At 60.4% G+C, this 23,402-nt stretch carries 22 protein-coding genes; 12 read left to right on the forward strand and 10 right to left on the reverse strand.

Going from position 1 to position 23,402, the window contains the following annotated elements; translation table 11 throughout:
- Both J7447_RS15435 and J7447_RS15440 read right to left on the reverse strand, forming a co-directional pair.
- Window positions 1–187 (reverse strand): hypothetical protein (locus tag J7447_RS15435; RefSeq protein ID WP_209170161.1); only part of this gene is annotated, 187 nt, incomplete at its 3' end.
- A gap of 31 nt (window positions 188–218) precedes the next feature.
- Window positions 219–1,559: an aspartate aminotransferase family protein gene (locus J7447_RS15440; RefSeq protein ID WP_209170162.1), complete on the reverse strand. Its 1,341-nt coding sequence runs from the start codon at window positions 1,557–1,559 to the stop codon at window positions 219–221.
- A 116-nt stretch (window positions 1,560–1,675) separates the two neighbouring features.
- Between J7447_RS15440 and J7447_RS15445 the strand changes: the two genes are divergently transcribed.
- Window positions 1,676–2,251 (forward strand): cupin domain-containing protein, encoded by a 576-nt coding sequence (locus J7447_RS15445; protein ID WP_022999333.1) that lies wholly within the window; start codon window positions 1,676–1,678, stop codon window positions 2,249–2,251.
- Between the two features lie 7 nt (window positions 2,252–2,258).
- Here J7447_RS15445 and J7447_RS15450 read toward each other — a convergent pair whose 3' ends face one another.
- Entirely contained in the window at window positions 2,259–3,128 is an 870-nt protein-coding gene (locus tag J7447_RS15450) for a MurR/RpiR family transcriptional regulator (RefSeq protein ID WP_209170163.1), read from the reverse strand.
- A gap of 115 nt (window positions 3,129–3,243) precedes the next feature.
- On the opposite strand from J7447_RS15450, the gene J7447_RS15455 reads away from it, so the two are divergent.
- The 5 genes from J7447_RS15455 to J7447_RS15475 all read left to right on the forward strand — a co-directional run bounded on the left by J7447_RS15455 (window position 3,244) and on the right by J7447_RS15475 (window position 8,357).
- Window positions 3,244–4,290, forward strand: coding sequence for a spermidine/putrescine ABC transporter substrate-binding protein (locus tag J7447_RS15455; RefSeq protein ID WP_077291277.1), 1,047 nt, complete (start codon window positions 3,244–3,246; stop codon window positions 4,288–4,290).
- Window positions 4,291–4,370: 80 nt separating this feature from the next.
- Window positions 4,371–5,489, forward strand: a complete 1,119-nt coding sequence (locus J7447_RS15460; protein WP_209170164.1) for an ABC transporter ATP-binding protein — start codon at window positions 4,371–4,373, stop codon at window positions 5,487–5,489.
- Window positions 5,486–6,421, forward strand: a complete 936-nt coding sequence (locus J7447_RS15465; protein ID WP_209170165.1) for an ABC transporter permease — start codon at window positions 5,486–5,488, stop codon at window positions 6,419–6,421. Before J7447_RS15460 ends, J7447_RS15465 begins: the two co-directional genes overlap by 4 nt.
- On the forward strand, window positions 6,418–7,248 hold the full coding sequence (locus tag J7447_RS15470) for an ABC transporter permease (RefSeq protein ID WP_077291274.1): 831 nt from the start codon (window positions 6,418–6,420) through the stop codon (window positions 7,246–7,248). The genes J7447_RS15465 and J7447_RS15470 overlap by 4 nt, the downstream gene beginning before the upstream one ends.
- A gap of 44 nt (window positions 7,249–7,292) precedes the next feature.
- Window positions 7,293–8,357 (forward strand): P1 family peptidase, encoded by a 1,065-nt coding sequence (locus J7447_RS15475; RefSeq protein WP_286189196.1) that lies wholly within the window; start codon window positions 7,293–7,295, stop codon window positions 8,355–8,357.
- A gap of 52 nt (window positions 8,358–8,409) precedes the next feature.
- Here the strand turns inward: J7447_RS15475 and J7447_RS15480 are convergent, their stop codons facing one another.
- The 7 genes from J7447_RS15480 to J7447_RS15510 are packed head-to-tail and all read right to left on the reverse strand — an operon-like array spanning window position 8,410 to window position 16,441.
- Complete coding sequence (locus J7447_RS15480) at window positions 8,410–10,197, reverse strand: gamma-glutamyltransferase family protein (protein WP_209170167.1); 1,788 nt, start codon at window positions 10,195–10,197, stop codon at window positions 8,410–8,412.
- Between the two features lie 29 nt (window positions 10,198–10,226).
- A complete protein-coding gene (locus tag J7447_RS15485; RefSeq protein WP_075284669.1) occupies window positions 10,227–11,096 on the reverse strand; it encodes an ABC transporter permease in 870 nt (289 codons plus the stop codon).
- Window positions 11,097–11,101: 5 nt separating this feature from the next.
- On the reverse strand, window positions 11,102–12,049 hold the full coding sequence (locus J7447_RS15490; RefSeq protein ID WP_075284666.1) for an ABC transporter permease: 948 nt from the start codon (window positions 12,047–12,049) through the stop codon (window positions 11,102–11,104).
- Between the two features lie 59 nt (window positions 12,050–12,108).
- Window positions 12,109–13,614, reverse strand: a complete 1,506-nt coding sequence (locus tag J7447_RS15495) for an ABC transporter substrate-binding protein (protein ID WP_022999323.1) — start codon at window positions 13,612–13,614, stop codon at window positions 12,109–12,111.
- Window positions 13,615–13,642: 28 nt separating this feature from the next.
- Window positions 13,643–14,743 carry a dipeptide ABC transporter ATP-binding protein gene (locus J7447_RS15500; RefSeq protein ID WP_209170168.1) on the reverse strand — a complete coding sequence of 367 codons (1,101 nt, stop codon included), beginning with the start codon at window positions 14,741–14,743 and terminating at the stop codon, window positions 13,643–13,645.
- Entirely contained in the window at window positions 14,740–15,735 is a 996-nt protein-coding gene (locus J7447_RS15505) for an ABC transporter ATP-binding protein (RefSeq protein WP_205838502.1), read from the reverse strand. The genes J7447_RS15500 and J7447_RS15505 overlap by 4 nt, the downstream gene beginning before the upstream one ends.
- Complete coding sequence (locus tag J7447_RS15510; protein ID WP_022999320.1) at window positions 15,725–16,441, reverse strand: FCD domain-containing protein; 717 nt, start codon at window positions 16,439–16,441, stop codon at window positions 15,725–15,727. The genes J7447_RS15505 and J7447_RS15510 overlap by 11 nt, the downstream gene beginning before the upstream one ends.
- Before the next feature lie 682 nt (window positions 16,442–17,123).
- On the opposite strand from J7447_RS15510, the gene J7447_RS15515 reads away from it, so the two are divergent.
- From J7447_RS15515 to J7447_RS15540, 6 genes are all read left to right on the forward strand, one after another.
- The gene (locus tag J7447_RS15515; protein WP_209170169.1) at window positions 17,124–18,338 is read left to right on the forward strand and encodes a transporter substrate-binding domain-containing protein; all 1,215 of its coding nucleotides are present in this window, start codon (window positions 17,124–17,126) and stop codon (window positions 18,336–18,338) included.
- Window positions 18,335–18,937, forward strand: coding sequence for an ANTAR domain-containing protein (locus J7447_RS15520; protein WP_022999317.1), 603 nt, complete (start codon window positions 18,335–18,337; stop codon window positions 18,935–18,937). Before J7447_RS15515 ends, J7447_RS15520 begins: the two co-directional genes overlap by 4 nt.
- Window positions 18,938–18,941: 4 nt before the next feature.
- The gene (locus tag J7447_RS15525; protein WP_145903762.1) at window positions 18,942–19,829 is read left to right on the forward strand and encodes an ABC transporter permease; all 888 of its coding nucleotides are present in this window, start codon (window positions 18,942–18,944) and stop codon (window positions 19,827–19,829) included.
- Between the two features lie 2 nt (window positions 19,830–19,831).
- Complete coding sequence (locus J7447_RS15530) at window positions 19,832–20,752, forward strand: ABC transporter permease (RefSeq protein ID WP_055656842.1); 921 nt, start codon at window positions 19,832–19,834, stop codon at window positions 20,750–20,752.
- 71 nt (window positions 20,753–20,823) lie between these two features.
- Entirely contained in the window at window positions 20,824–22,452 is a 1,629-nt protein-coding gene (locus J7447_RS15535; protein ID WP_209170170.1) for an ABC transporter substrate-binding protein, read from the forward strand.
- Window positions 22,442–23,392 (forward strand): acetamidase/formamidase family protein, encoded by a 951-nt coding sequence (locus J7447_RS15540; protein ID WP_209170171.1) that lies wholly within the window; start codon window positions 22,442–22,444, stop codon window positions 23,390–23,392. The genes J7447_RS15535 and J7447_RS15540 overlap by 11 nt, the downstream gene beginning before the upstream one ends.
- Window positions 23,393–23,402 lie beyond the last annotated feature (10 nt).

Below are 23,402 nucleotides of genomic sequence, written 5' to 3' on the forward strand. Positions count from 1 at the left end.
TAAACAAAAGGCCGCCCAAAAAGGGCGGCCTTTGTCGTATTCGGTAACGGATACAGATTTTAAACTGACCAGCGCTCCCACAAAAAGCGCTATGCCCGACGCCCAAGGCCAAAAAACGCTCAAAGCCAAATACCGAAACAATATCAAACCCCGGCAGAAAAAACTGACCGGGGTATTTTGTTGCCATTATGAAGGGGGCTGGGCGGAAGACCGGAAACCTAGGCCGTTTCGGAGAGAACCTGTCCCAGCGTTTCCACCATCTCGTCAATCATGCCTTCTTCTACAATCAATGGAGGCGAAAGAGCGATGATGTCGCCAGTCACGCGGATCAGCAAGCCCGCCTCGAAGCATTTGACGAAAACCTCATAAGCACGTTTTCCGGGCGCGTCCTCGCGGGAGTTGAGTTCAATGCCGGCAATGACGCCAACAGTACGAATGTCCTTGACGTGTTTTGCGCTCTTGAGCGTATGGATACGGTCTTCCCAGGCGTTTGAAATCTCCGAACCACGGGTCAGAAGCTTATGTTTTTCGTAGATATTGAGCGTGGCAAGGCCGGCAGCGCAGGCAACCGGGTGACCAGAATAGGTATAGCCGTGGAAGAGTTCGATTGTCTCGGCCGGCCCGCCCATGAAGGCTTCATAGATCGCGTTTTGCGCGAAGACCGCTCCCATCGGAATGACGCCGTTGGTAAGACCCTTGGCAGTGGTAAAGAGATCCGGTTTCACGCCGAAGAAATCGGATGCGAAAGGGGTGCCAAGGCGTCCGAAACCGGTGATGACCTCATCGAATATCAACAGGATACCGTGACGGTCGCAGATCGCACGCAGTCGTTCCAGATATCCCTTGGGCGGGATCAGGACACCGGTGGAACCGGCGACTGGTTCGACGATAACGGCCGCGATTGTCTCTGCACCATGTAGCGCGACGATCCGTTCCAGGTCGTCGGCAAGATGCGCGCCCCACTCCGGCTGGCCCTTGCTGAAGCTGTTGTGTTCGGGAGCATGGGTGTGCGGCAAGTGATCGACACCGGTCAGGAGCGACCCGAAATGGCGGCGATTGTTGACAATACCTCCAACGGAAATGCCGCCGAAGCCCACACCGTGATAGCCGCGTTCCCGCCCGATCAACCGGGTTCGGGAAGCGTCCCCCCTGGCGCGATGATAGGCGAGCGCCATCTTCAGGGCCGTGTCGACGGATTCAGATCCAGACCCGGTGAAGAAGACATGGTTGAAGCCTTCCGGCGCAACCGACTTCAGACGTTCGGCAAATTCGAAGGCAATCGGATGGCCCATCTGGAAGGAGGGCGCGTAGTCCAGTTCGGACAGCTGACGCGTGACCGCATTGGTGATCTCTTCGTAACCGTGTCCGGCATTGCAGCACCAGAGGCCCGCAGTGCCGTCGAGAATGCTGCGGCCGTCGTCGCTGCGGTAATGCATGCCCTTGGCCGAGACCAGCATGCGTGGAGACTGCTTGAACTGCCGGTTCGCGGTAAACGGCATCCAGTAAGCGTCAAGCGGCTGGTTGGATCGAATATCTGTGTTGTTGTTGACGATGTTCATGTGCGCCTCCTCGGTCGATCGCACTAGAAAGCACTGATTTTGACAAGCCGAATAGTCTGTTTCTTGCAGGCATCAAGGTATTGAAAAGACGCATTTTGAATGGGAAACTGTTTAGGATGATAAACACACTAAACACCGATGACTTCTCACGCGACGTCGGATTGCGCCTGCGGGCGATCCGGGAAGCGCATGGCTATTCACAGCGGGAATTGGCCAAACGGGCCGGTGTCACCAACGGTTTCATTTCCCAGCTGGAAGCGGCCAAGATCAACACCTCCCTGAGCGCGCTGAAACGTGTTCTGGACGGTATACCGATCGGTCTTTCGGAGTTTTTCGCCTATGAGCCGGAGCGGCAGGAGCAGGTGTTTTTCGGCGTCGATGAGCTGACCGAAATCGGCAAGGGCAACATTTCCTACAGGCAAGTCGGCAACAGCCTCTTCGGCCACGAGCTGCAGATGCTTTACGAAGTTTATGAAGCGGGTGCGGATACAGGGCGGGTCATGCTCAGCCACGAGGGCGAGGAAGCCGGTATCGTCATTGAGGGACGGCTTGAAGTTACCGTCGGCGAGCAAAGAAAGGTCCTCGGACCTGGAGATGCCTACCTCTTCAAGAGTTCGATCCCACACAGGTTCAAGGCACTGCGAAACGGCCGCTGTGTCGTTGTCAGCGCCTGTACGCCGCCGACGTTCTGACCCTAGGCTAGAACAGTCCGAGCTTCTTCGAATTCGCCTTCCATTGCACCAGGCGGTGACTCGAGGTCGTCTCGTTGGCCCTGGCTGCAATGTCGACCATCAGGCTGAGCGCGGCAACGATCCCGATTGTCGATTCCAGGAAGAGGCCGGTTCTGGAAGGCGCATAGACGGCGGCATCGGCGATCTCCCTACTCCAGTGGCAATATTCGTCCGAAACCACAATCACTGATCGGCCCTGGCTCTTTGCCAGCCGGGCGAGCTTCAGCGATTCCGACGCATAGGGCACGACGTCCACCAGGATAAGGCACGTTGTGGCGGCCGTTTCCGGACCGTGATCAAGCCACTCGCCCAGCATGCCGTCATGGGCGGACAGGAAATGGACATTCTTTCGCGCGAGCGCCATCCGGCGGGCGAAATCCTCCACTGTTCCCCGGATCGACTGAAATCCCGTTGCGTAAATCGTCTCGGAAGCCGAAACCAGTCGGATGACCTCGTCCCAGTTATCGCCTTGCGTCTGGTTGAAGACGTTGGTCAGTCCCTGGACCTCGGCTTCCAGCGTCTCGACGAACCGCAAAGGGATGTCCCCGTCGGTGACGAAGGAGGCCGTGGTGACCGAATAATGTTCGCGCAGCAGCTGCTTCAGCCCCTTCATGCCGTCGCATCCGAGCCGGCGCAGCAACCTTCCGACAGTGACCTCTGAAACCCCCGCCTTTTCCGCGAGAGATTTTCCGGTTTCCAGTCCGAGAGATGAAATATTCAGGCTGACAAACTGCGCAAGCCGAGCCTCCTGCTTGGGGAGTTTGGGTGTTTCATCCTGCAAGCGTTTGATGAATTCATCGAATTTCGCCTGAGGGAAGGAGGAGAAGCCGGCTTCCATTTCAGCTCCCAAAATGACAGAAAAATAACATTTGACAGAAATGTCATAATTCAATCTCCTTTTGGACGCAAGCCCGTTCACCTCCCAGAAACGTGGCAGCAAACCAGAGGGTTCCATGACTAACAACACGCTGAAGAGAGTTGCCAAGGCAACACTTGGCGCAGCGGCACTGGTGGCTGTTGCCAGTGCTGCGCAGGCCGAGGAAGAACTGAATCTCTACAACTGGGGCGACTACATAAATCCGCAGGTTCTGACCAGATTTACCGAGGAGACGGGGATCAAGGTCAACCTGGACACCTATGGCTCCAACGAGGAAATGCTTGCGAAGATCCAGGCCGGCGCCACCGGTTACGATATCGTGTTCCCGTCGGTCCATATGCACGACATCATGTTCCAGCTTGGTTTGCTGGAAAAGACCGGCATCGGCAGCGATCCGGCTTTCAAGAACATCGACCCGCAGTTCATCCGCGCGAAGACAGATCCGGACGCGGAATACTGTCTGCCGTATGCCTGGGGCACAGTCGGCATCGCCTACAACAAGCAGAAAGTGGCCGAAATGACCGGCTGGAAGGATTTCTTCGCCCTGGCTGACAAGGGCGAGAAGATCATCCTTCTCGACGATCTGCGCGAGACCATCGGCATCGGTCACATCATGAACGGCACGTCGGTCAATTCCACCGATGAAGCCGAGATCAAGGCCGCGGCAGATTACATTCTGGAGCGCAAGAAGAACGTCACCGCCTTTACCTACGACAGCATTCCGCTGGTCCAGTCTGGCGATGTGGCGGCGGCACACTGGTATGTCGGTGCGAACATTTTCGTGCAGCAGGCTCCGGACGTGCTCGCCTACGTCATCCCGGAGGAAGGCGCGACCATGTACCAGGAGGATATCTGCGTCCTTGCCAGCGCACCGAACAAGGACAACGCAAAGAAGTTCCTGCAATTCTATCTTCAGCCGGAAATTTCCGCGTTGAACGTACAGCAGCAGCTGAATGGCACCCCCAACCTGCCGGCCCGGGAGCTCCTGCCGCCGGAAATTGCCAACAACGAAAGCATCTACCCGCCTCAGGACGTGATGGAAAAGCTGCAGATCTTCGTGGACCTCGGCCGCGACCTGCAGCTTTACAACAGTGAATGGACGCGCATCAAAACGGCACAATGAGTGCGGATGCGGACGACCGTCCCGTTCAGACTGCGCGGCCCCGGGCCGCGCATGTCGCCTGACGTTCCGAGGGGGGTAGAATGCAAGGAATTTTGAGGATCGAAAGCGCCTCCAAGAGCTTTCAGGCTCCGGAAGGTGGCGTCATCCGGGCACTGGCCAATGTGTCCCTGACAGTGGCTCACAACGAGTTTCTGACGCTGCTTGGCCCGTCGGGCTGCGGCAAGACCACCTTGCTGAGGGCGGTCAGCGGGTTTGAGGATCTCGACGGTGGCGAGATCTACATAGACGGCCAACCGGTATCGGATCAGCCGGCACACAAACGACCGGTCAACACCGTCTTTCAAAGATATGCCCTGTTCCCGCACCTGTCGGTGCACCGGAACGTTGCCTACAGCCTCGAAGTTAGAGGCGTCGCGAAAGCGGAAATCAGACAGCGTGTCGGCAGCATGCTTGAGCTTGTCGGCCTTGCCGGAATGGGCGCGCGCAAGATCGGCCAGCTTTCCGGTGGACAGCAACAGCGGGTGGCCCTTGCCCGTTCGCTTGTGGCGCGGCCAAAAATTCTTCTGCTGGATGAACCTCTGTCGGCACTCGACAAGAACCTGCGCCACAAGATGCAGCAGGAGCTGAAGACCCTGCAGCACGAACTTGGCATCTCGTTCATCTTCGTCACCCACGATCAGGAAGAAGCGCTGGTTATGTCGGACCGGATCGCGGTGCTGAACGGCGGCAACATCCAGCAACTGGATGCGCCTGAAGAGCTCTACCGACGTCCGGCGAACGAATTCGTTGCCCGCTTTATCGGCGAAAGCAACCTCCTGGACGCGACAGTGGTTTCGGTTGCCGGTGCGCGTTGCGACGTCGTTCTGACCGATGGTACCGTCATACGCGATTGTCCGGTAAACGGCCTGAAGCGGGGCGATCCGGCTAAGGTGTTGATCCGGCCGGAAAACCTTCTGGCGGACCTGGGGCAAAGCGGTTCTGGCGAGCGGGCGGGACACGAAATCTCGGGCACGGTCAGCGAGAGCTTTTTCGCCGGAACCGATTACCGTCTTGTTCTTTCTTGCCAGGGGTTGCCGCCGGTCAGGGCATCGCTTCGGGCGAGACCTGGCACGTCGCATCACACCATCGGCGAACGGACTTCGCTGTTCGTGCCGCATGATGCCGTGCACCTCATTCCTGGAAATGGAGCTCCGGCATGAGCAAGGGGCACAACACACTGGAAAACAGGAGAAAGCTGACGCTGTTTGGCCTCTTGCTGCCACCGTCCGCCTTTCTCGCGATCTTCTTCCTCGGGCCGCTCACCATCATGATCGTCTATTCCTGGCTCACACCGGGTCTTTATGGCGGCGTTGAATGGAAATTCTTTCACCTGAACTACGGCCGCATCCTGGGCTGGGCCGACACCAAGTACGAGCGCTTCGATCCGGTCTATATCGAGATCTTTCTGCGGTCGGTGAAACTGGCGGCAACCACTGTTTTGCTCAGCCTCATCCTCTGTTACCCGGTCGCTTTCTGGGTGTCGCGGATGTCGGACAGGATGAAAAACCTGGTCATCTTCCTGATCACGCTGCCTTTCTTCATCAGCCTGATCGTGCGTCTGTTCGCGTGGGTCCTGATCCTGAGGCCGACCGGTTTCTTCAACCAGGCGCTGATGGGCCTCGGACTGATCGATGAGCCGCTGGAAATCATCTTCACAGGCACGGCGGTGGTTATCGGCATGGTCTATGTTTTCGTGCCGTTCATGTTCCTGCCGCTCTATGCCAGCATCGAAAAGCTGGACCACAGCCTGATTGAAGCCTCGCAGGACCTGGGTGCCAACCGGCTTCAGACGTTCTTTCGCGTGATCCTGCCAATGACCCTGCCGGGCATCGTCGGTGGCTCGATCATCGTTTTCATCCCGAGCCTCGGGAATTTCATCGTGCCGTCGCTTCTCGGCGGGGCAAAGGTGGTCATGATCGGCAATCTGATCGAGCAGCAATTCCTGTCGGCGCGCAACTGGCCCTTCGGAGCGGCGCTCGGAATGATGGTGATGGCCGCCGTTCTGGTCCTGCTTCTCTACTACATCCGCATTGTTACCCGTGAAGAGCGGCGCTCTGGCGGATCGAAGGTCGCAGAGGAGGTCGCGGCATGAGACGCAAGATTTCCTGGCGAAACCTGTTCCTGTCGGTCTACGGATGGCTTTTTCTGGTCTTCATCTACGTACCGATCCTGTTGATCACGGTGTTCTCGTTCAACTCCAACCCGGTCAACATGATGATCTGGCAGGGGTTTACCTTCGACTGGTACCGCACGATCTTCGGCTTCCCGACGGAACTGAACGAGCTGACGCTTTATGTGGAATCAACCGATCAGCTCTATAACGCGGTCCTGAACAGCCTGACGGTAGCCCTTGTCACGACGGCGGTGTCGACGGTGCTCGGAACGTCGGTTGCGCTGGCGGTCGCCCGCTTCCGGTTCCGCCTCAAGAATTTCTACCGGGCCCTTCTGTTCATGCCGATGATCATGCCCGACATCATCCTCGGCATCGCACTGTTGATCTTCTTCGTGTCCTTCGGCTTCGGTCTTGGCCTGCACACGATCATCATCGGCCACTGCACGTTCCTCAGCAGTTACGTGTTCATCGTGGTCAGCGCCCGCATCGCGGATATGGACGACAGCCTGGAAGAGGCATCGGCGGATCTGGGGGCCGATGGCTGGACAACATTCCGGCGGGTGACCCTGCCGTTGATCGCACCGGGTGTCATCGGCGGTGCGATGCTCGCCTTCATCATCTCGATGGATGATCTGGTGATCACCTATTTCATCTCCGGCGTCGATTCCACGACCCTGCCTGTTCACATCTACGGGATGCTGCGCAGGGGCATCAAACCGGAAATCAATGCAATTGCCACGGTCATGCTGGTGTTTTCGTTCATCATCGCATCCGTTGGCCTCTACATGCGGTCCCGCAAGAAATGACGCAGAAACATAACTCCAAACGTGCTCGCGACCTGGGACTTCCCATGCCGGGCACTCCGGGTCCGCAAAACGCGATTACCGATGTCGAAGGGGTGCTTGTCGGCTATGAAACGCTTTCCTCAAGGTTGACACCTGCGCTCGCGAGCAACGGCCTTCCCGTGCAGACAGGCGTCACGGCAATCCTGCCCAGGGGGCGGACATCGACACCGCGTCCGGTGTGGGCGGGGCTGCATGCGCTCAACGGCAATGGTGAAATGACCGGCAGTCACTGGGTCAAGGACGCGGGTTATTTCACCGGCCCGATCCTGATCACCAATACGCACAGCGTAGGCGCTGCGCACGAGGCCGCCGTACGCTGGATGGTCGATACCTATCGCGATGCCTGGGAGAACAACCACCTTTGGGCGATGCCGGTTGTCGCGGAAACATATGACGGTGTCCTGAACGACATCAATGGCCTGCATGTGCGGCCGGAACACGCGGCAAAAGCCCTCGAAAACGCGACATCCAATCCGCCTGCCGAAGGCAATGTCGGCGGTGGTGCGGGCATGATCTGCTACGAGTTCAAGGGAGGAACGGGCACCGCCTCACGCCGTATCGAGGCAGGTGGCAAGCCCCACACGGTCGGGGTTCTTGTGCAGGCGAACCACGGTCTTCGGCCATGGTTCAAGGTGCTGGGACAGCCCGTCGGGGAAAAGATGATGGAAGACCGGTTGCCAGGCTTCAAGGCGGAGCGTGGCTCGATCATCGTGATCATCGCAACGGATCTGCCGCTGCTGCCTTCCCAGCTCGACCGTCTGGCCCGCCGCGCGACCATCGGCATTGGCCGGGGCGGAACGCCGGGCGGCAACAGCTCCGGCGACATTTTCCTTGCTTTCAGCACGGCCAATGAAATGGATCTGCCGCAACTCAGCGGGCCGTGGAAATCCATGGTGTCGCTGAACGACGATCTGCTTGATCCGGTCTACATGGCTGCGGTGGAGGCAATCGAGGAAGCTGTCCTCAACGCCATGCTGGCGGCCGAAGACACGCCAACCGCAAGGCCGGCAGGTGCGGTTTGCCGGGCGATTGACGCCGAAGCCCTCAAGGAGCTCTTCGCACAGGGTTGAAAGCCCCACCGGTGCCGATAGGTGCAAGGCATCGGCGGGGCTGTTGTGCCGTCTATCGGCCGATCGCGTAGGCCTGCATCAGGCGCGGGGTTGCCGCTGCCTTCAGGACGCCGTCAGCGCTGCGCTTGGCGGCGGTCAGCCGGCCAATGGTCCAGTTGCCGGAAACTTCCACCGAATGCCCGCGGGCCCGCAGCAGATTGATTGTCTCGGAGCTGAAATTGCCTTCCGCCATCACGTGCCCCGGCTGACGCTGGCGCGGGTGGAAAGAGGTCGGGAAGTGGGTGGTGTGGAACAGCGGCAGGTCGATCGCTTCCTGCAGGTTGAGGCCGTGATGCACCAGCCTCAGGAACAGGGAAAGCTGCCACTGGTCCTGCTGGTCGCCGCCTGGTGTGCCGAACACCATCGCCGGTCGCCCTTCATGGAAGGCCAGGCTCGGCGTCAGCGTGGTGCGCGGGCGTTTGCCGGGCGCCAGGCTGGTCGGCAGGCCGTCTTCCAGCCAGAACATCTGCGCGCGGGAATTCAGGCAGAAGCCGAGCGCGGGAATGATCGGAGAGGATTGCAGCCAGCCGCCGGACGGGGTCGCGGCAACCATGTTGCCCCAGCGGTCGATGATGTCGAGATGAACCGTGTCGCCTCGCCGCTCGGAAAGATGCGCCATCGTCGGTTCGTAAAGACCCGTGTTGGCAATGCCTGCGCGCTCGATCACGGCCATGTTGGCAGCGACCTGATCCTCAAAGCCCGGCAGAACGCCGGGGCGCAGGTCGAAGGAAGCGGTGTCGGAAATCAGTTTGCGCCGCGCATCGTTGTAGTCGTCCGACAGCAGCGTGCTCATCGGAACGTCAACAAAAGCGGGATCGCCGTAATAGACCTCGCGGTCCGCATAGGCGAGTTTCATGGCTTCGGTCACATGGTGGACGAAGTCGGCACCAGCCGGGTCCATCGCGCCGATGTCGAAGCCTTTCAGAAGCGCCAGCGCTTGCAGGAGCACAGGCCCCTGTCCCCATGGGCCGGTCTTGGCAACGGTCCAGTCGTGATAGTCGCTCAGGAGCGGATCTTCGTAAGTCGCACTCCAGGTCGCCAGATCGTCGGCGGTCAGCACACCCTTGTGCTTGGTGCCCGAGCCGTCCATCACCTCGGCGGTTTCCAGGAAGGCCGCTATCTCCTCGGCAATGAAGCCGCGATAGAAACAGTCCCGTGCCGCGTCGATCTGCTTCTCGCGGCCGGATTGGCTTTCCGCTTCGCTCAAGAGCCGGGTCCAGGTCTGGGCCAGAACCGGGTTTTTGAACATCTCGCCGGCTTCCGGAACGTTTCCGCCAGGCACCCAGGTCTCGAAGGACGTCGGCCATTCTGTCTGGAAGAAGTCCTTCAACCCGCCGATGGTCGCCACTGCACCCGGCAACATGGGCTGGCCGTTTTCAGCGTAAAAGATCGCAGGCTCCAGCACATCGCGCAGGCTCAATGTGCCGTGGTCGCGCAGCATCAGCATCCAGCCGTCGAAGGCACCCGGAATGACGGTCGACAGCAGGCCGTTGCCCGGAATGAGATCCAGCCCTTCCGCCTTGTAATGATCGATGGTGGCTCCCGCCGGGGCAGGTCCCTGGCCGCAAACGACCTTGGTTTCGCCGGTTCCGGCCTTGTGGAAGATCACCGGCAAATCGCCGGCAGGGCCGTTCAAATGCGGCTCAAGAACCTGCAGCACAAGCCCGGTCGCAACGGCGGCGTCAAAGGCATTGCCGCCTTTTTCCAGGATGCTCATGCCGACGGCGCTTGCGATCCAGTGGGTGGAAGTGACGACACCGAAGGTGCCGGTGATTTCGGGGCGGGTGGTAAAAGTCGGCATGAGTTACTCTTTGGGTTTTAAAAAACGGGTCAGCTTTCGCGCGGGTCGAGAGCGTCGCGCAGGCCATCGCCAAGCAGGTTGAAACCGAGAACGACCAGGAAGATCGCCGCACCCGGCCACCAGGCCATCCAGGGCGCCTGGGTCATGAAGTTCTTGGCAACGTTCAGCATGGAACCCCAGCTCGGTGCGGGCGGTTGCTGGCCGAGGCCGAGGAAGGAAAGGCTCGCTTCGGCGATGATCGCGGTGGCGACTGTCAGGGTCGCCTGGACCAGAACCGGAGCAAACACGTTGGGCAGGATGTAGCGGGACATGATCGCGAAATGGCTGAGCCCGATGGCCCGGGCCCCTTCGACATAGTCCTCTGTCTTGACCGACAGCACCTGGCCGCGTGTCAGGCGCACGAAGATCGGCATGGCCGACAGGCCGATGGCGATCATGGCGTTGCTGAGGCTCGGCCCCAGGAACGCGGCAAGCGCAATTGCCAGAATGAGAAAGGGCGTTGCCAGAAGCGCATCGGTAACCCGTGAGATCGCCTGGTCGATCCAGCCACCGAAATAGCCTGACAGAAGACCAAAGGGCACGCCGATCAGCACAGCGATCAGCACGGACACGACGCCCGCCATCAACGAAGCCTGTGCTCCCCAGATCATGCGCGAGAGAATGTCCCGGCCGATCTCGTCGGTGCCGAGCCAGTGGGCCGCGGAAGGCGCCTTGCGCACGGCGCTCCAGCTGGTTGCGGCCGGGTCGGCAATGGGCAGCAGCGGCGCGGCAACCGCTATGCCGATGAAAAAGGCGACGATGATGAAACCGAACAGAGCGCTCTTGTTCGCCTTCAGCTTTTTCCAGGCGCGGCTTTCGAGGCGGATGGTTTCCTCGGCCGGATCTGCGGCGGTGGTCACGGCGCTCACAGGCTGCTCCTCATGCGCGGGTTGAGAAGGAAGTAGAGAACATCGGCAATCAGGTTCATCAGGATGAAGCCGGCAGCCGTGCACATGACGATCCCCTGGACGACGGCATAATCGCGAGTGAAGACCGCATCGACGATCAGCTTGCCGAAGCCCGGAATGGTGAAGATCTGTTCCGTAAGCACCGCTCCTGCCAGCAATTCGCCGAAAAGCAGGGCGCTCAGGGTGACGATGGGCAGAAGCGCGTTGCGGAACGCGTGTTTCAGGATGACCACGTTTTCTCGAAGACCCTTGGCACGAGCAGTGCGGACGTAGTCGGCCTTCAGGACACCCAGCATGGCCGAGCGGGTGTGTCGCATCAATGTGGCCGCCAGTGCCGTGCCCAGCACGAAGGCGGGCATGATCATGGTCTGGAGTGATTTCAGCGGATCGACGAAGGGCGATTCATAGCCGGAGGCCGGCAGCCAGCCCAGGTGAACGGAAACCAGCATGATCAGCATGATGCCGAGCCAGAAATTCGGGATGGAAAGGCCGGACAGCGCCACGAAATTGGCGATGTAGTCCACGGCGGTTCCCTTGCGCACCGCGGACAGGATGCCGGCCGGAATGCCAATGGCAAAGGCGATGACCATCGCCATCACCGCAAGCTGGATTGTGACCGGCAGCTTGTCGGCGATAAGCTGCGTCACCGGCTGGTTGGTCCGCAGCGAAATGCCGAGATCGCCCTGCAGCATGGCCTTCATCCAGGAAAAATACTGGTAAAGGATCGGGTCGTTGAGCCGGTATTTCTCGCGGATGAACGCCAGCACTTCAGGATCGCGTTCTTCGCCGGCAAGCACGAGCGCCGGATCGCCGGGCAGCAGTTTCTGCAGCACGAACACGAAGACCGAGACCAGAATGAGCGTCGGGATGGCGATGAGCAGCCGGCGTACGATGTAGGACAGCATTCAGGCAAAATCCGTTTGGAACGGGACCCGGCAAGAGCCGGGTCCCGTCATGCGTCTGGTTATTTGAACTTGACGTTCTCGAGGCGGATCATGCCGTCAGGATAGGCGGTGAAGCCTTCCAGCTTGCCGGACAGGGCCCAGATCCAGGTCGGGTGGTAGAGATAGACGATCGGCAATTCGTTGATCAGGATATCCCGTGCCGCGTCATACTTGGCCTTGCGCGTGGCGGTGTCATTGCTCTGCCGCGCCTCGTCCAGCAGCTTGTCGACTTCCGGAATGCAGACCTTGGAATCGTTGATCCCGCCCTTGCAGGTCATGAACTGGTGGATGTTGCCGTCCGGATCGACACGGCCCGACCAGCCCACCTGGCTTGCCTGGTAGTTGCCCGCGGACTGGTCCGCCAGCAGGCTGGCGAATTCCATCGACTTCAGTTTGACGTTGAAACCGGCTTCCGCTGCCATCGACTGAACAACCTGCATCATTTGCGTCTGCACGGGGTTGTTGGCCACCTGCACTTCGACGTCGAGGCTGTCATAACCGGCTTCCTTCAGCAGGGCCTTTGCCTTTTCGACATCCCGTGCCGGAACCGGATAGTCCTTGTCGTACCAGGGGCTGGTCGGCGGGAACGGCTGATTGCCGGGTGCAAAGGCGCCTTCGAAGACAACCTGGTTGATCGCGTCACGGTCGAGCGAAAGGCTGAAGGCCTGGCGGATCTTCGGATCGTTGCCGAACGGGTTGTCACCCTTCTCGCCGTTGTTGAGGTTCACCGTGATGCCCTGGTAGCCAAGGCTGACGGCTTCCGCGAAGCCGAGGTTGGCATCACCCTTTACCGAGGCGACGTCGGTTGCAGCAAGGCGTTCAAGCATGTCGATATCGCCGGAGCGCAGGTTGGCGAGACGCACGGTTGTATCGGGGATCGGCAGGAACGTGACTGTGTCGAAGTTGATGGCATCCTTGTTCCAGTAGCCGTCGAACTTGGACAGAACAATGCGGTCCTGCTGGACGCGTTCAACGAACTTGAACGGGCCGGAACAGACCGGGTTATTGCCGAAGTCGGCCCCGGCGGCTTCTGCGGCGGTGGGTGAAACCATCATGCCGGCGCGGTCGGCAAACTGGGCCAGCAGCGTTGCATCCGGCGAGGCGAGGCTGATCTTGACTTGCAGCGGGCCGGAAACTTCCACGCCTTCGATGGACTTGACTTCACTCTTGCGGCGGCTTTCCGGAAGGGTCTTCGAGCGCTCGATGTTGGCCTTCACCGCTTCCGCGTCAAAGGGCGTGCCGTCGTGGAAGGTCACGCCTTCGCGCAGGTCCATGGTCAGAACCTTGCCGTCGTCAGACCAGGTCCAGCCGGTGGCCAGCTGCGGGATGATTTCCAGATCCGGGGTGATGTCCACCAGCTTGTCGCACAGCGAGGTGTAGACGATACGGCCGACAAAGGTCCGGGACTGATCGGGATCCAGCACATCGGCATCGTCCTGCAGGCCGATACGAAGATCGGCGGCTTGGGCGGCCGTGGCCAGGGTCGTTGCGCTGAGCAGCAGCGCGGCAAGGAAATCCTTACGCATGTTTGTACTCCTCTCGGAAGGGCTCGATTTATGGTCTTGCGGCCGTCGTCGGCTCTTTTTGTTGACTTCGGGTCCGGAACAGCGCGAAGCGCTTTTCCGCATTGGGGCTCCTTGGCGGTTCCTGAACCGGGGGCTGGGCATCGTCTGCAATCTTTTCCCAGTGGTGACAGGCGACGGTCCGGTCACCCGCGACATTGGTGGGCGTCGGTTTCTCCCGGCTGCAAAGGTCGGTTGCGTGCGGACAACGCGGATGGAAACGGCAGCCTGAAGGCGGATCCAGCGGCGAGGGCACGTCGCCCAGGAGAGCGGCCTTCATCGACCGCCCATGGGGTGAGGCAATCGGGATCGCGCGCATCAGGGCCTGGGTGTAGGGATGCAAGGGCTTGTCGAAGAGCGCGTCGTTCGGCGCCAACTCGACGATTTCGCCCAGGTACATGACAGCCACCCGGTCGCTCATGTGGCGGATGACCGCCAGATCGTGGGCGATCAGGATCAGCGTCAGGTCGAATTCCGACTTCAGGTCTTCCAGAAGATTGATGACCTGGGCCTGCACCGAAACATCCAGTGCCGAGACGGGTTCATCACCGACGATCACCTTGGGACCGCTGGCAAGCGCCCGGGCAATGCCGATGCGCTGGCGCTGACCGCCGGAAAACTCGTGCGGATAGCGGTTGGCAAAGGCTGGACGCAGGCCGACCTTGTTCAGAAGCTCGGCGACCTTCTGCCGCCTTTCGGTTCGGGTCAACGCCGTGTGAACCTTCATCGGTTCCTCGATCAGCGCGCCGACGGTCATGCGCGGATTGAGAGAGGAAAACGGGTCCTGGAACACGAACTGCAGGTCTTTCCGCAACCGGCGCATTTCCTGTTCGGACAGGGCGGAAATGTCGTTGCCGTCGTAAAGAACCGCACCGTCCGACGGTGTCAGCAGGCGGACGAGAAGACGTGCCAGCGTGGATTTTCCGCAGCCGCTTTCTCCAACGATGGAGAAGGTTTCTCCGCGTTTGATGGTCAGCGATACACCGTTGACGGCACTGACCGAGGTTGCCGGTTTGAAAAGGCTCTTGCGGCCGCCGAAACGCTTGGTGACGGCGCGCGTCTCGATGATCTTGTCCCGGGTTGGCAGGCTCATCCGGCAGCCTCCGCAAATGCGCTTTCCAAGGGGGCGTAATGGCAGGCGGCCCGGTGAGATGGGCCAAGTTCGACAAGTGCCGGCGTCGTTTCGCAGCCGGTTCCGGCAAAGGGGCAGCGCGGTGTGAACCGGCACCCGGACGGCATGTTGTCGATGGCAGGCACCATGCCGCCAATGGTTGCCAGCCTGCCGGACCGGGGCCCGACCGACGGCACGGAGCTCATCAGGCCGATGGTGTAGGGGTGCTGCGGATCGTCGAAAATTGCGGCGACCGGGCCTTCCTCCACCGCGCGCCCCGCGTACATCACACAGACGCGGTCGGCGATTTCGGCGACGACGCCCAGATCATGCGTGATCATGATCAGCGCCGTACCGCTCTCCTTCTGCAGGTCTTCGATCAGGTCGATGATCTGAGCCTGGATGGTTACGTCCAGCGCGGTGGTCGGCTCGTCGGCGATCAGCAGAACTGGGTCGTTGGCAAGTGCCATGGCAATCATGACGCGCTGACGCATACCGCCGGAAAGCTCATGCGGGTAATCGTCCAGCCGGCTGGAAGCGGCCGGAATCTTGACCCGTTCCAGCATTTCCAGTGCCCTTGCGCGGGCCTGCACACGGCTCACCGGGCGATGCCGCAGCACGATTTCCGATATTTGGTCGCCAATCCTGTAAGACGGATTGAGCGAGGTCATCGGCTCCTGGAAGATCATGGAAATACGGTCGCCGCGCAGGTCGGCGAGCGCGCGCTCTGGCAGGGCCAGGAGGTCCTGCCCCGCGAAAGTTGCCGTGCCGGACATGACCCTGGCAACACCCCGGGGCAGCAGGCCCATCAGCGACAAGGCGGTCACCGACTTGCCACAGCCGCTTTCTCCGACGATGCACAAGGTTTCGCCCGGACGGACGGCAAAGGACAGTCCATCGACGATGTTTGCCGGGGCACCCTTGAAACGGAGCGAGAGGTCCTGAACCTCAAGAACGGGGGCCTCAGTCGGCATTTGCCGCCTCGCTTGCACTCTGGAAAAGGAGACGCTCCTGCAGCGCCAGCAGGTGGGCGCGCATGGTCTTTTCCGCGGCGATTGGGTCTCGGTTGGCAATGGCCGCGATGATGTCGACATGCTGCGCCCGGTACAGCGTCAGGGCATCGTCGGTTCTCAAGGCTTCGCGCACATGACGCCAGGCGGTGTCCTGCCGGACCCGGTCGACAACGTCGAAAAGTGCCAGGAACAGTGTGTTGCGCGCTGCCCGTGCAATGGCCCGGTGCAGGGCGCTGTCCCAAAGTTCGCGGCTGTCCATGTCCTCGGCCTTGCCGACGCGGTCCGCAAGGTCGCTCATGGCGGCAATATCGGAAGGCGCGGCGCGCAGCGCGGCCAGCCGGGCCAGCACTGGCTCGATCTGCAGCCGGACTTCCATGACCTCTAGCATGTTGGAGTTTTCGTGCAGCGACAGGATCTGCTTTTCCGGCTGTGCAGGTTCGCTGCCGATGAAGGTTCCCGCTCCCTGCCTGCGCCAGATCTTGCCTTCGGTTTCAAGCACTTCCAGGGCCCGGCGTACGGCCCTGCGGCCGACACCGATGGTTTCGGACAATTCACGCTCGGTGGGAAGCTGTTCCTCGCCCTCAGCCGTGAGCTGGTCCACGATGATCCGAAGTCGTTCCAAGGCCATGCTGGAGTTGCGCTGCGAAGGTTTGTCGGTGCCGCTCATGCCATACCAATTCGAACCAATTTGAATTGGTCGCATTATTGGCGCGATATTTTTAGCTGTGCAAGTAGTGCATTTTGCCAAGATGTGCCCGATACGAGTTTCAGACCGGGTTTGAGAGTTCAGGAATTTAAAGGCAAGGCTTCAGTCAGTCATTGTGTAAGCATCTGTAGAATATGAAGAAAAACCTCAATAAGGCCTGAAGGGGACACCTTTGCGAAAAGGCTTTGCGAGGTGCTTGCCTGAAATTTGTGCTGGGGAACAAATTTTAATCGGTTCCGCTATTTTCGTCAGGTTATCTCCTGAGGCGAAATTTTGTATTGCATCCCCTTCCTCATGGGGTTGATTGTTACTCAGTTCGGGAGAAAATTTGTCATTCTTTTCAAGAAAAAGAGTGCTTTTTGATGCTTTGGCTCCCGGTTGGCGAAACTCCTGAAATTGGTTCATAGGAAGCCGTTTGTCGCCGTCGTCATTTGTGGCGAAATTTTATGCGTGGCTGATCTTTGAGCTTTGCGGCGATTGACAAGATTTTTTTCTTCGGCGATCCTGATATCGAAATAGCGGCAATCGTTCAGCCGCATGGCAATTGCGCCCCGATCTGTCGCAGGTGACCACCTGCGGGTCGGGGTTTTTTTATGTTCAGCCCCCGCGGTTTGCATCGTTCGGCTGAAGGGCAGGGTAATACATGGCCTTTGGTGAAATACCTGTTGGCGTTCTGTTTTCGAAATCCGGTTCCTATGCCGCGATCGGGCAGGAAGGCTATTGGGGTGCCCGGATCGCCATCGATGAAATCAACGCTTCCGGCCTGTTCGATTTCCGTTTCCTGCGCGTGGATGGTGACCCGAAGGGCTCTGCCGAAAACTACGCCGTGGAAGCGGACAGGATGATGCGGGAGGCCGGCTGCCGGCACATCATCGGCACCCAGACCTCCTCCTCCCGCAAGGAAGTCTTGCCGGTGATGGAGCGTGGCCGCGGGCTGCTCTGGTACACCACGCCCTATGAGGGCTTCGAAAGCCACGATCGTGTGGTCTACACAGGCGCTTGCCCGAACCAGGGCGTGGTTCCGCTTTTCCGCCACATCGTTCCGGAATCCGGCCGCCGCGCTTTCCTTCTCGGGTCCAACTACATCTGGGGCTGGGAAACCAACCGCATCGCCCGCGAACTTCTGGCCGGGTGTGACGGCGAAGTTCTGGGCGAGCGTTATGTCGCCATTGGCGACGAGAACATCGACCATCTGATCGTTGAAATCCGGGAAAAACGGCCGGACTTCATCTTCAACAACCTGATCGGCGAAAGCAGCTACGCCTTCCTGCGCGCCATGAAGAGGCTTGCGAAGGAAGATCCCGCCTTTGCGCCGAACCGCTGCCCGATCCTCAGTTGCAATCTGACGGAAGCCGAGCTGCCGATCCTGGGGGCTGCCGCCGAGGGTCTTGTGTCCACCTCGACATACTTCGAAACGCTGGACACGCCGGAAAACGAGGATTTCCTGAGCCGGCTGGAGGGCCTGCGCGGCCCGGATGCGTCGATTTCATCCATGTTTGTCGGACCCTATGAGGCCGTCTGGCTGCTCGCCCGCGCTATCGAGGCCTGTGGTTCGGATGCACCGGATCATGTCCTGGCGGAATTGTGCCGCCGGCCGCACCGGACGCCGTTGCGCGACATCCGGATCGATCCGCAAACGCAGCACGCTTACCTGCAGCCGTTGATCGCGGTGGTGGAAACCACCGGGCCCGAGCGCATCCGCTCCCGGTTCCGCATCATCGAAAAGACGTCCGGCCCATTGGCGCCGGATCCCTATTTGGTTCACTATGACCCGCTGGAAAGCAACGCCGGTACATCTGGTGATACACCGGTACCGGACAACGGCAATTCGCCGAGACTGAGGCTGGTGTCATCATGAGCAGCCTGTTCCGCACACCGAGTTTTCGCGGTTGGTCCGCGACTGTGCTGCACAAGCCGCATTCCGACAGGGATGCCGTCTGCCGGCAGCTCGACCGTCTCGGCATTGCGGTGTCGACCGCCTGGCCGGAACTTCCCGAGGAAGCAAGGCAAGCCGATCTTGTGATCTTCGACGCCGACGCCGGTCATGATGCCCAGTTCCCCTGGCCGGTTGAAGAACACCCGATGCCGATGATCGCGCTGATGGGCAGCGAGGCCCCCGGGCGGGTCGAATGGGCCATCCGGCGCGGTGCCATTGCCCATCTGAGCAAGCCCATCGCCTCCAGCGGTGTTTACGGTGCGCTTGTCGTTGCCACGCGAACCTTTGCCATGCGCCGCGCATCGGAGGAAAGGATCGCGAAACTGGAAGCCCGCCTTGCCTGTCGGCCTCAGGTCGCCGAAGCCATCCTGCTCCTGATGCAGCACCAGGGCAGCGACGCCGATACCGCCTACAAACTTCTTCAGGACATGGCGATGGCGAGCCGGCAAACCATGGAAGACGTTGCGCTTGATCTGCTGGCGCGTTCAGGAGGGCAGAATGCCGGCCGACGTGAAGCCTGAAGCGATGCCAGACACCGTGAAAACCGCCGCCCCCGAAACCCCCAAAGGCGTCTGGCGCCGTCTCCTGGAAAGGAAACTCGCCGTCTTTGCCCTGGTCCTGGTCGGCGTAATCGTCGGGGCCGCCGTCTTTGCTCCCTTTGTCGCGCCTTTCGACCCGGCGGAACAGTTCTTCGAAGGGCTGACCCTGGAGGGCGCGCCTTTGCCTCCGGGCGAAACCTTCTGGCTGGGCACGGATCTGCTCGGGCGCGATCTCCTGTCACGTCTGATCTACGGTGCGCAGACCTCGCTCATCATCGGGGTTGTCGCCAACGGGATCGCCGTTGCGGTCGGTGCCTTTGTCGGCATCCTCGCCGGTTTTTTCCGTGGCTGGGTGGAAACGGTGCTGATGCGCTTCACCGACCTGATGATGGCCTTCCCGGCGCTGCTGCTTGCCATCACGCTGGCGGCCCTGTTCAGACCATCGCTCTGGATCGTTGCCATGGTGATCGCCATGGTCAACTGGGTGCAGATGGCGCGTGTCGTCTATACCGAAACCAGGTCGCTGTCGGAGCGCGAATTCATCCTGGCCGAACGGGCCATGGGCGCAGGCCTTTTCCGGATACTATTCCGCCACATCCTGCCGCATCTTCTGTCGACCATCGTCGTCTTCGGCACGCTGGGCATCTCGACGACAGTGCTGCTGGAGGCAACGCTCAGCTATCTCGGCATCGGCGTACAGCCGCCGACCCCTTCCTGGGGCAACATCATCTACGAAAACCAGACCTATTTCACCTCGGCGCCCTGGCTGGTGTTCTTCCCGGGGATCGCCATCATCGCGCTGGCGCTGGGCTTCAATCTTCTGGGCGACGCCCTGCGTGAGGTGCTCGATCCGACACAGAAGGGGAGGCACTGATCATGGGTGGTTATATTCTGCGCCGGGTGTTCCAGTCCGTACTGATCCTCATCGGAATCACCTTCCTGACCTTCGTCCTGCTCTATCTGATCCCGGCCGATCCGGCCCGCCAGATCGCAGGCCGCAGCGCCACCGCGCAGACGGTCGAGAACATTCGCGAGCAGCTTGGTCTGAACTTGCCGTTTTACCAGCAGTACTTCCGTTATCTGACCGGGCTGCTGCAGGGCGATCTCGGCCGCTCCTACCTGCAGAAGACGGAAGTGGGCGCGCTCATCTGGTCGCGTCTGCCGGCAACGCTCCTACTCATGGTCGGCGCCATCGTCTGCGAACTGGCGATCGGACTTACCATGGGGCTCGTCGCAGCCCTGCGCCGGAACACGGCGACAGATACGAGCCTCATGGTCCTTTCCTTCGTCGGGGTTTCCTCGCCCCAGTTCGTGATCGGCATCCTGCTGCTCTACGTCTTTTCGGTGCAGCTCGGCTGGTTCCCCATCGGCGGTTACGGCACCTTCATGCACATGGTGCTGCCGTCGTTGACCCTCGGGTTCCTGGGCGCGGGCTGGTACTCGCGCATGATGCGCTCGTCCATGATCGACGTGCTGCGCCAGGACTTCATCCGCACGGCGCGCGCCAAAGGTTTGAAACGCTGGCAGGTCCTGTTCGGACACGCCCTTCCCAATGCCTTGCTGCCGATCATCGCCATGATCGGGATCGATATCGGCCTCTTCATGAGCGGCATCGTGGTGGTTGAAAGCGTGTTCGGCTGGCCGGGCATCGGCCAGCTCGCCTGGCAGGCCATCCAGCGGGTCGACATTCCCATCATCATGGGCGTCACGCTCGTGTCCGCATTCGCGATCGTGCTCGGCAATTTCCTTGCCGACCTGATCGCTCCCCTGATTGATCCGAGGATCAAGCTGCGCTGACGCGCGGCAACCGCCGGAAAACCGCCTTCAGAGCGGCCCGGCACATCACCGTAAGAACCGGAGGTTGGACTATGAAGAAGACAGTATTGGCAGGGGCTGCCGCCCTTCTCGCCGCCACCGCCCTGACATCGGCATCCGCTCTGGCGGACGACATCAAGCAGGGCGGATCGATGATCGTCACCTACAAGGACGACGTCTCGACGCTTGATCCGGCAATTGGCTACGACTGGCAGAACTGGTCGATGATCAAGAGCCTGTTCGACGGCCTGATGGACTATGAACCCGGCACCACCAACCTGATGACGGATCTGGCCGAGGACTACACGATTTCCGATGACGGCACGGTCTTCACCTTCAAGCTGCGTGAAGGCGTGAAGTTCCACAACGGCCGCGAGATGACTGCGGAAGACGTCAAATATTCTCTCGACCGTGTCACCAATCCGGCTACCCAGAGCCCGGGTGCCGGTTTCTTCGGCTCCATCAAGGGCTTTGATGCCGTGGCTGCCGGCGATGCCACCAGCCTGGAAGGTGTCACCGTCGTCGATCCCTATACGGTCAAGATCGAACTGTCCCGCCCGGATGCGACCTTCCTGCACGTGATGGCCATCAACTTCTCGTCCATCGTGCCGAAAGAGGCCGTGGAGGAATTTGGCGCCGACTTCGGCAAGCACCCGGTCGGCACCGGTGCGTTCTCGCTGGAAGAATGGACGCTTGGCCAGCGCCTTGTGTTCAAGCGCAACGAGGACTACTGGCGCGCTGGCGTTCCCAAGCTTGACGAAATCACCTTTGAAGTCGGCCAGGAGCCAGTGGTTGCGCTCCTGCGCCTGCAGCGCGGCGAAGCCGATATTCCGGGCGATGGCATTCCCCCGGCGAAGTTCCTGGAAGTGACCAAGGACCCGCAATACAAGGACCTGATCATCGAAGGTGGCCAGCTGCACACCGGCTATGTCACCATGAACGTGAAGATGCCGCCCTTCGACAAGCTGGAGGTGCGCAAGGCCGTCAACATGGCGATCAACAAGGATCGCGTCGTGCGCATCATCAATGGCCGCGCAGTTCCGGCAAACCAGCCGCTGCCGCCCACCATGCCGGGCTATGACAACGAGTACACCGGATATGCTTATGACCCGGAAGCCGCCAAGGCGCTTCTGGCCGAGGCCGGTCTGACTGACGGGTTCGAAACCGAACTCTATGTCTACAACACCGACCCGAACCCGCGCATTGCCCAGTCCATCCAGGCCGATCTTGCCGAAATCGGCATCAAGGCTGAAATCAAGGCACTGGCCCAGGCTAACGTGATCGCGGCCGGCGGCGAGCCCGACCAGGCACCGATGATCTGGTCCGGCGGCATGGCCTGGATCGCCGACTTCCCGGATCCGTCCAACTTCTATGGCCCGATCCTGGGCTGTGCCGGCGCGGTCAAGGGCGGGTGGAACTGGTCCTGGTACTGCAACGAGGAGCTGGACAAGCAGGCCACTGCTGCCGACAGTATCACCGACCCGGCGAAGAAGGCCGAGCGTGAGGAAGCCTGGCGCAAGATCTTCATCTCGGTGATGGACGACGCGGCTTGGGCGCCGGTGTTCCACGAGCAGCGTTTCACGATGCGGTCCGAACGGCTGGGTGGCCCCGATGCCATCTTCGTCGATCCGGTCCACATTCCTGTCAACTACGACTACGTTTGGGCGAAAGATGTGCAGTAACTGCAAGGCCGCTTACACGATCCACGCGGCACAGCACCATTTCGGTTGGGACAACTCAAATGCCCCGGCCGAAACGGTGGCACCGGGCACGGTGCTGGAATTCGAATGTCTCGACAGTTCGGCCGGGCAGCTCACGCCCGAAAGCACTGTCGCGGATGTTTCGACGCTGGATTTCGGCAAGATCAATCCGGTCAATGGCCCCATCTATGTGGATGGGGCCGAGCCGGGCGATGCGCTGGTGGTCAAGGTCCACGAGTTCAAACCTTCCGGTTTCGGCTGGACCGCCAACATTCCGGGTTTCGGTTTGCTGGCAGACCAGTTCAAGGATCCGGCCCTGCATATCTGGTCCTATGACAAGGACAAGCCGGGAACCTCGGCGTTTGCCCCGTTTGGCAAGGTGCCGTTGAAGCCCTTTGCTGGCACCATCGGTGTCGCTCCGGCGGAAGCGGGTCTTCATTCCATCGTTCCGCCCCGGCGGGTCGGTGGCAATCTTGATATCCGCGACCTTGCCGCCGGAACAACGCTCTACCTGCCGGTGGAAGTTGCCGGAGCCCTGTTCTCCATCGGCGACACCCACGCGGCGCAGGGCGATGGCGAGGTCTGCGGAACCGCTATCGAAAGCCCGATGAACACGGTGGTCGAGCTGGACCTGATCAAGGGTGCCAATCTCAAGATGCCACGGTTCGAAACCCCGGGCCCGGTGACCCGCCATCTCGACGAGATGGGCTACGAAGTCACCACCGGTATCGGCAGCGATCTCTTCGAAGGCGCCCAGGCAGCCGTTTCCAACATGATCGACCTCCTGTGTGCCCGTCACGGCTACAGCGCGGTCGATGCCTACATGCTGTGTTCGGTCTGCGGCGATCTCCGGATTTCGGAAATCGTGGACATGCCCAACTGGGTGGTCTCGTTCTACTTCCCGAAAGTCGTGCTTCAGTAACGCAGCCGGG

The sequence above is a fragment of the Labrenzia sp. R5_0 genome (assembly GCF_017743835.1).
GTDB classification, from domain to species: Bacteria; Pseudomonadota; Alphaproteobacteria; order Rhizobiales; family Stappiaceae; genus Roseibium; species Roseibium algicola.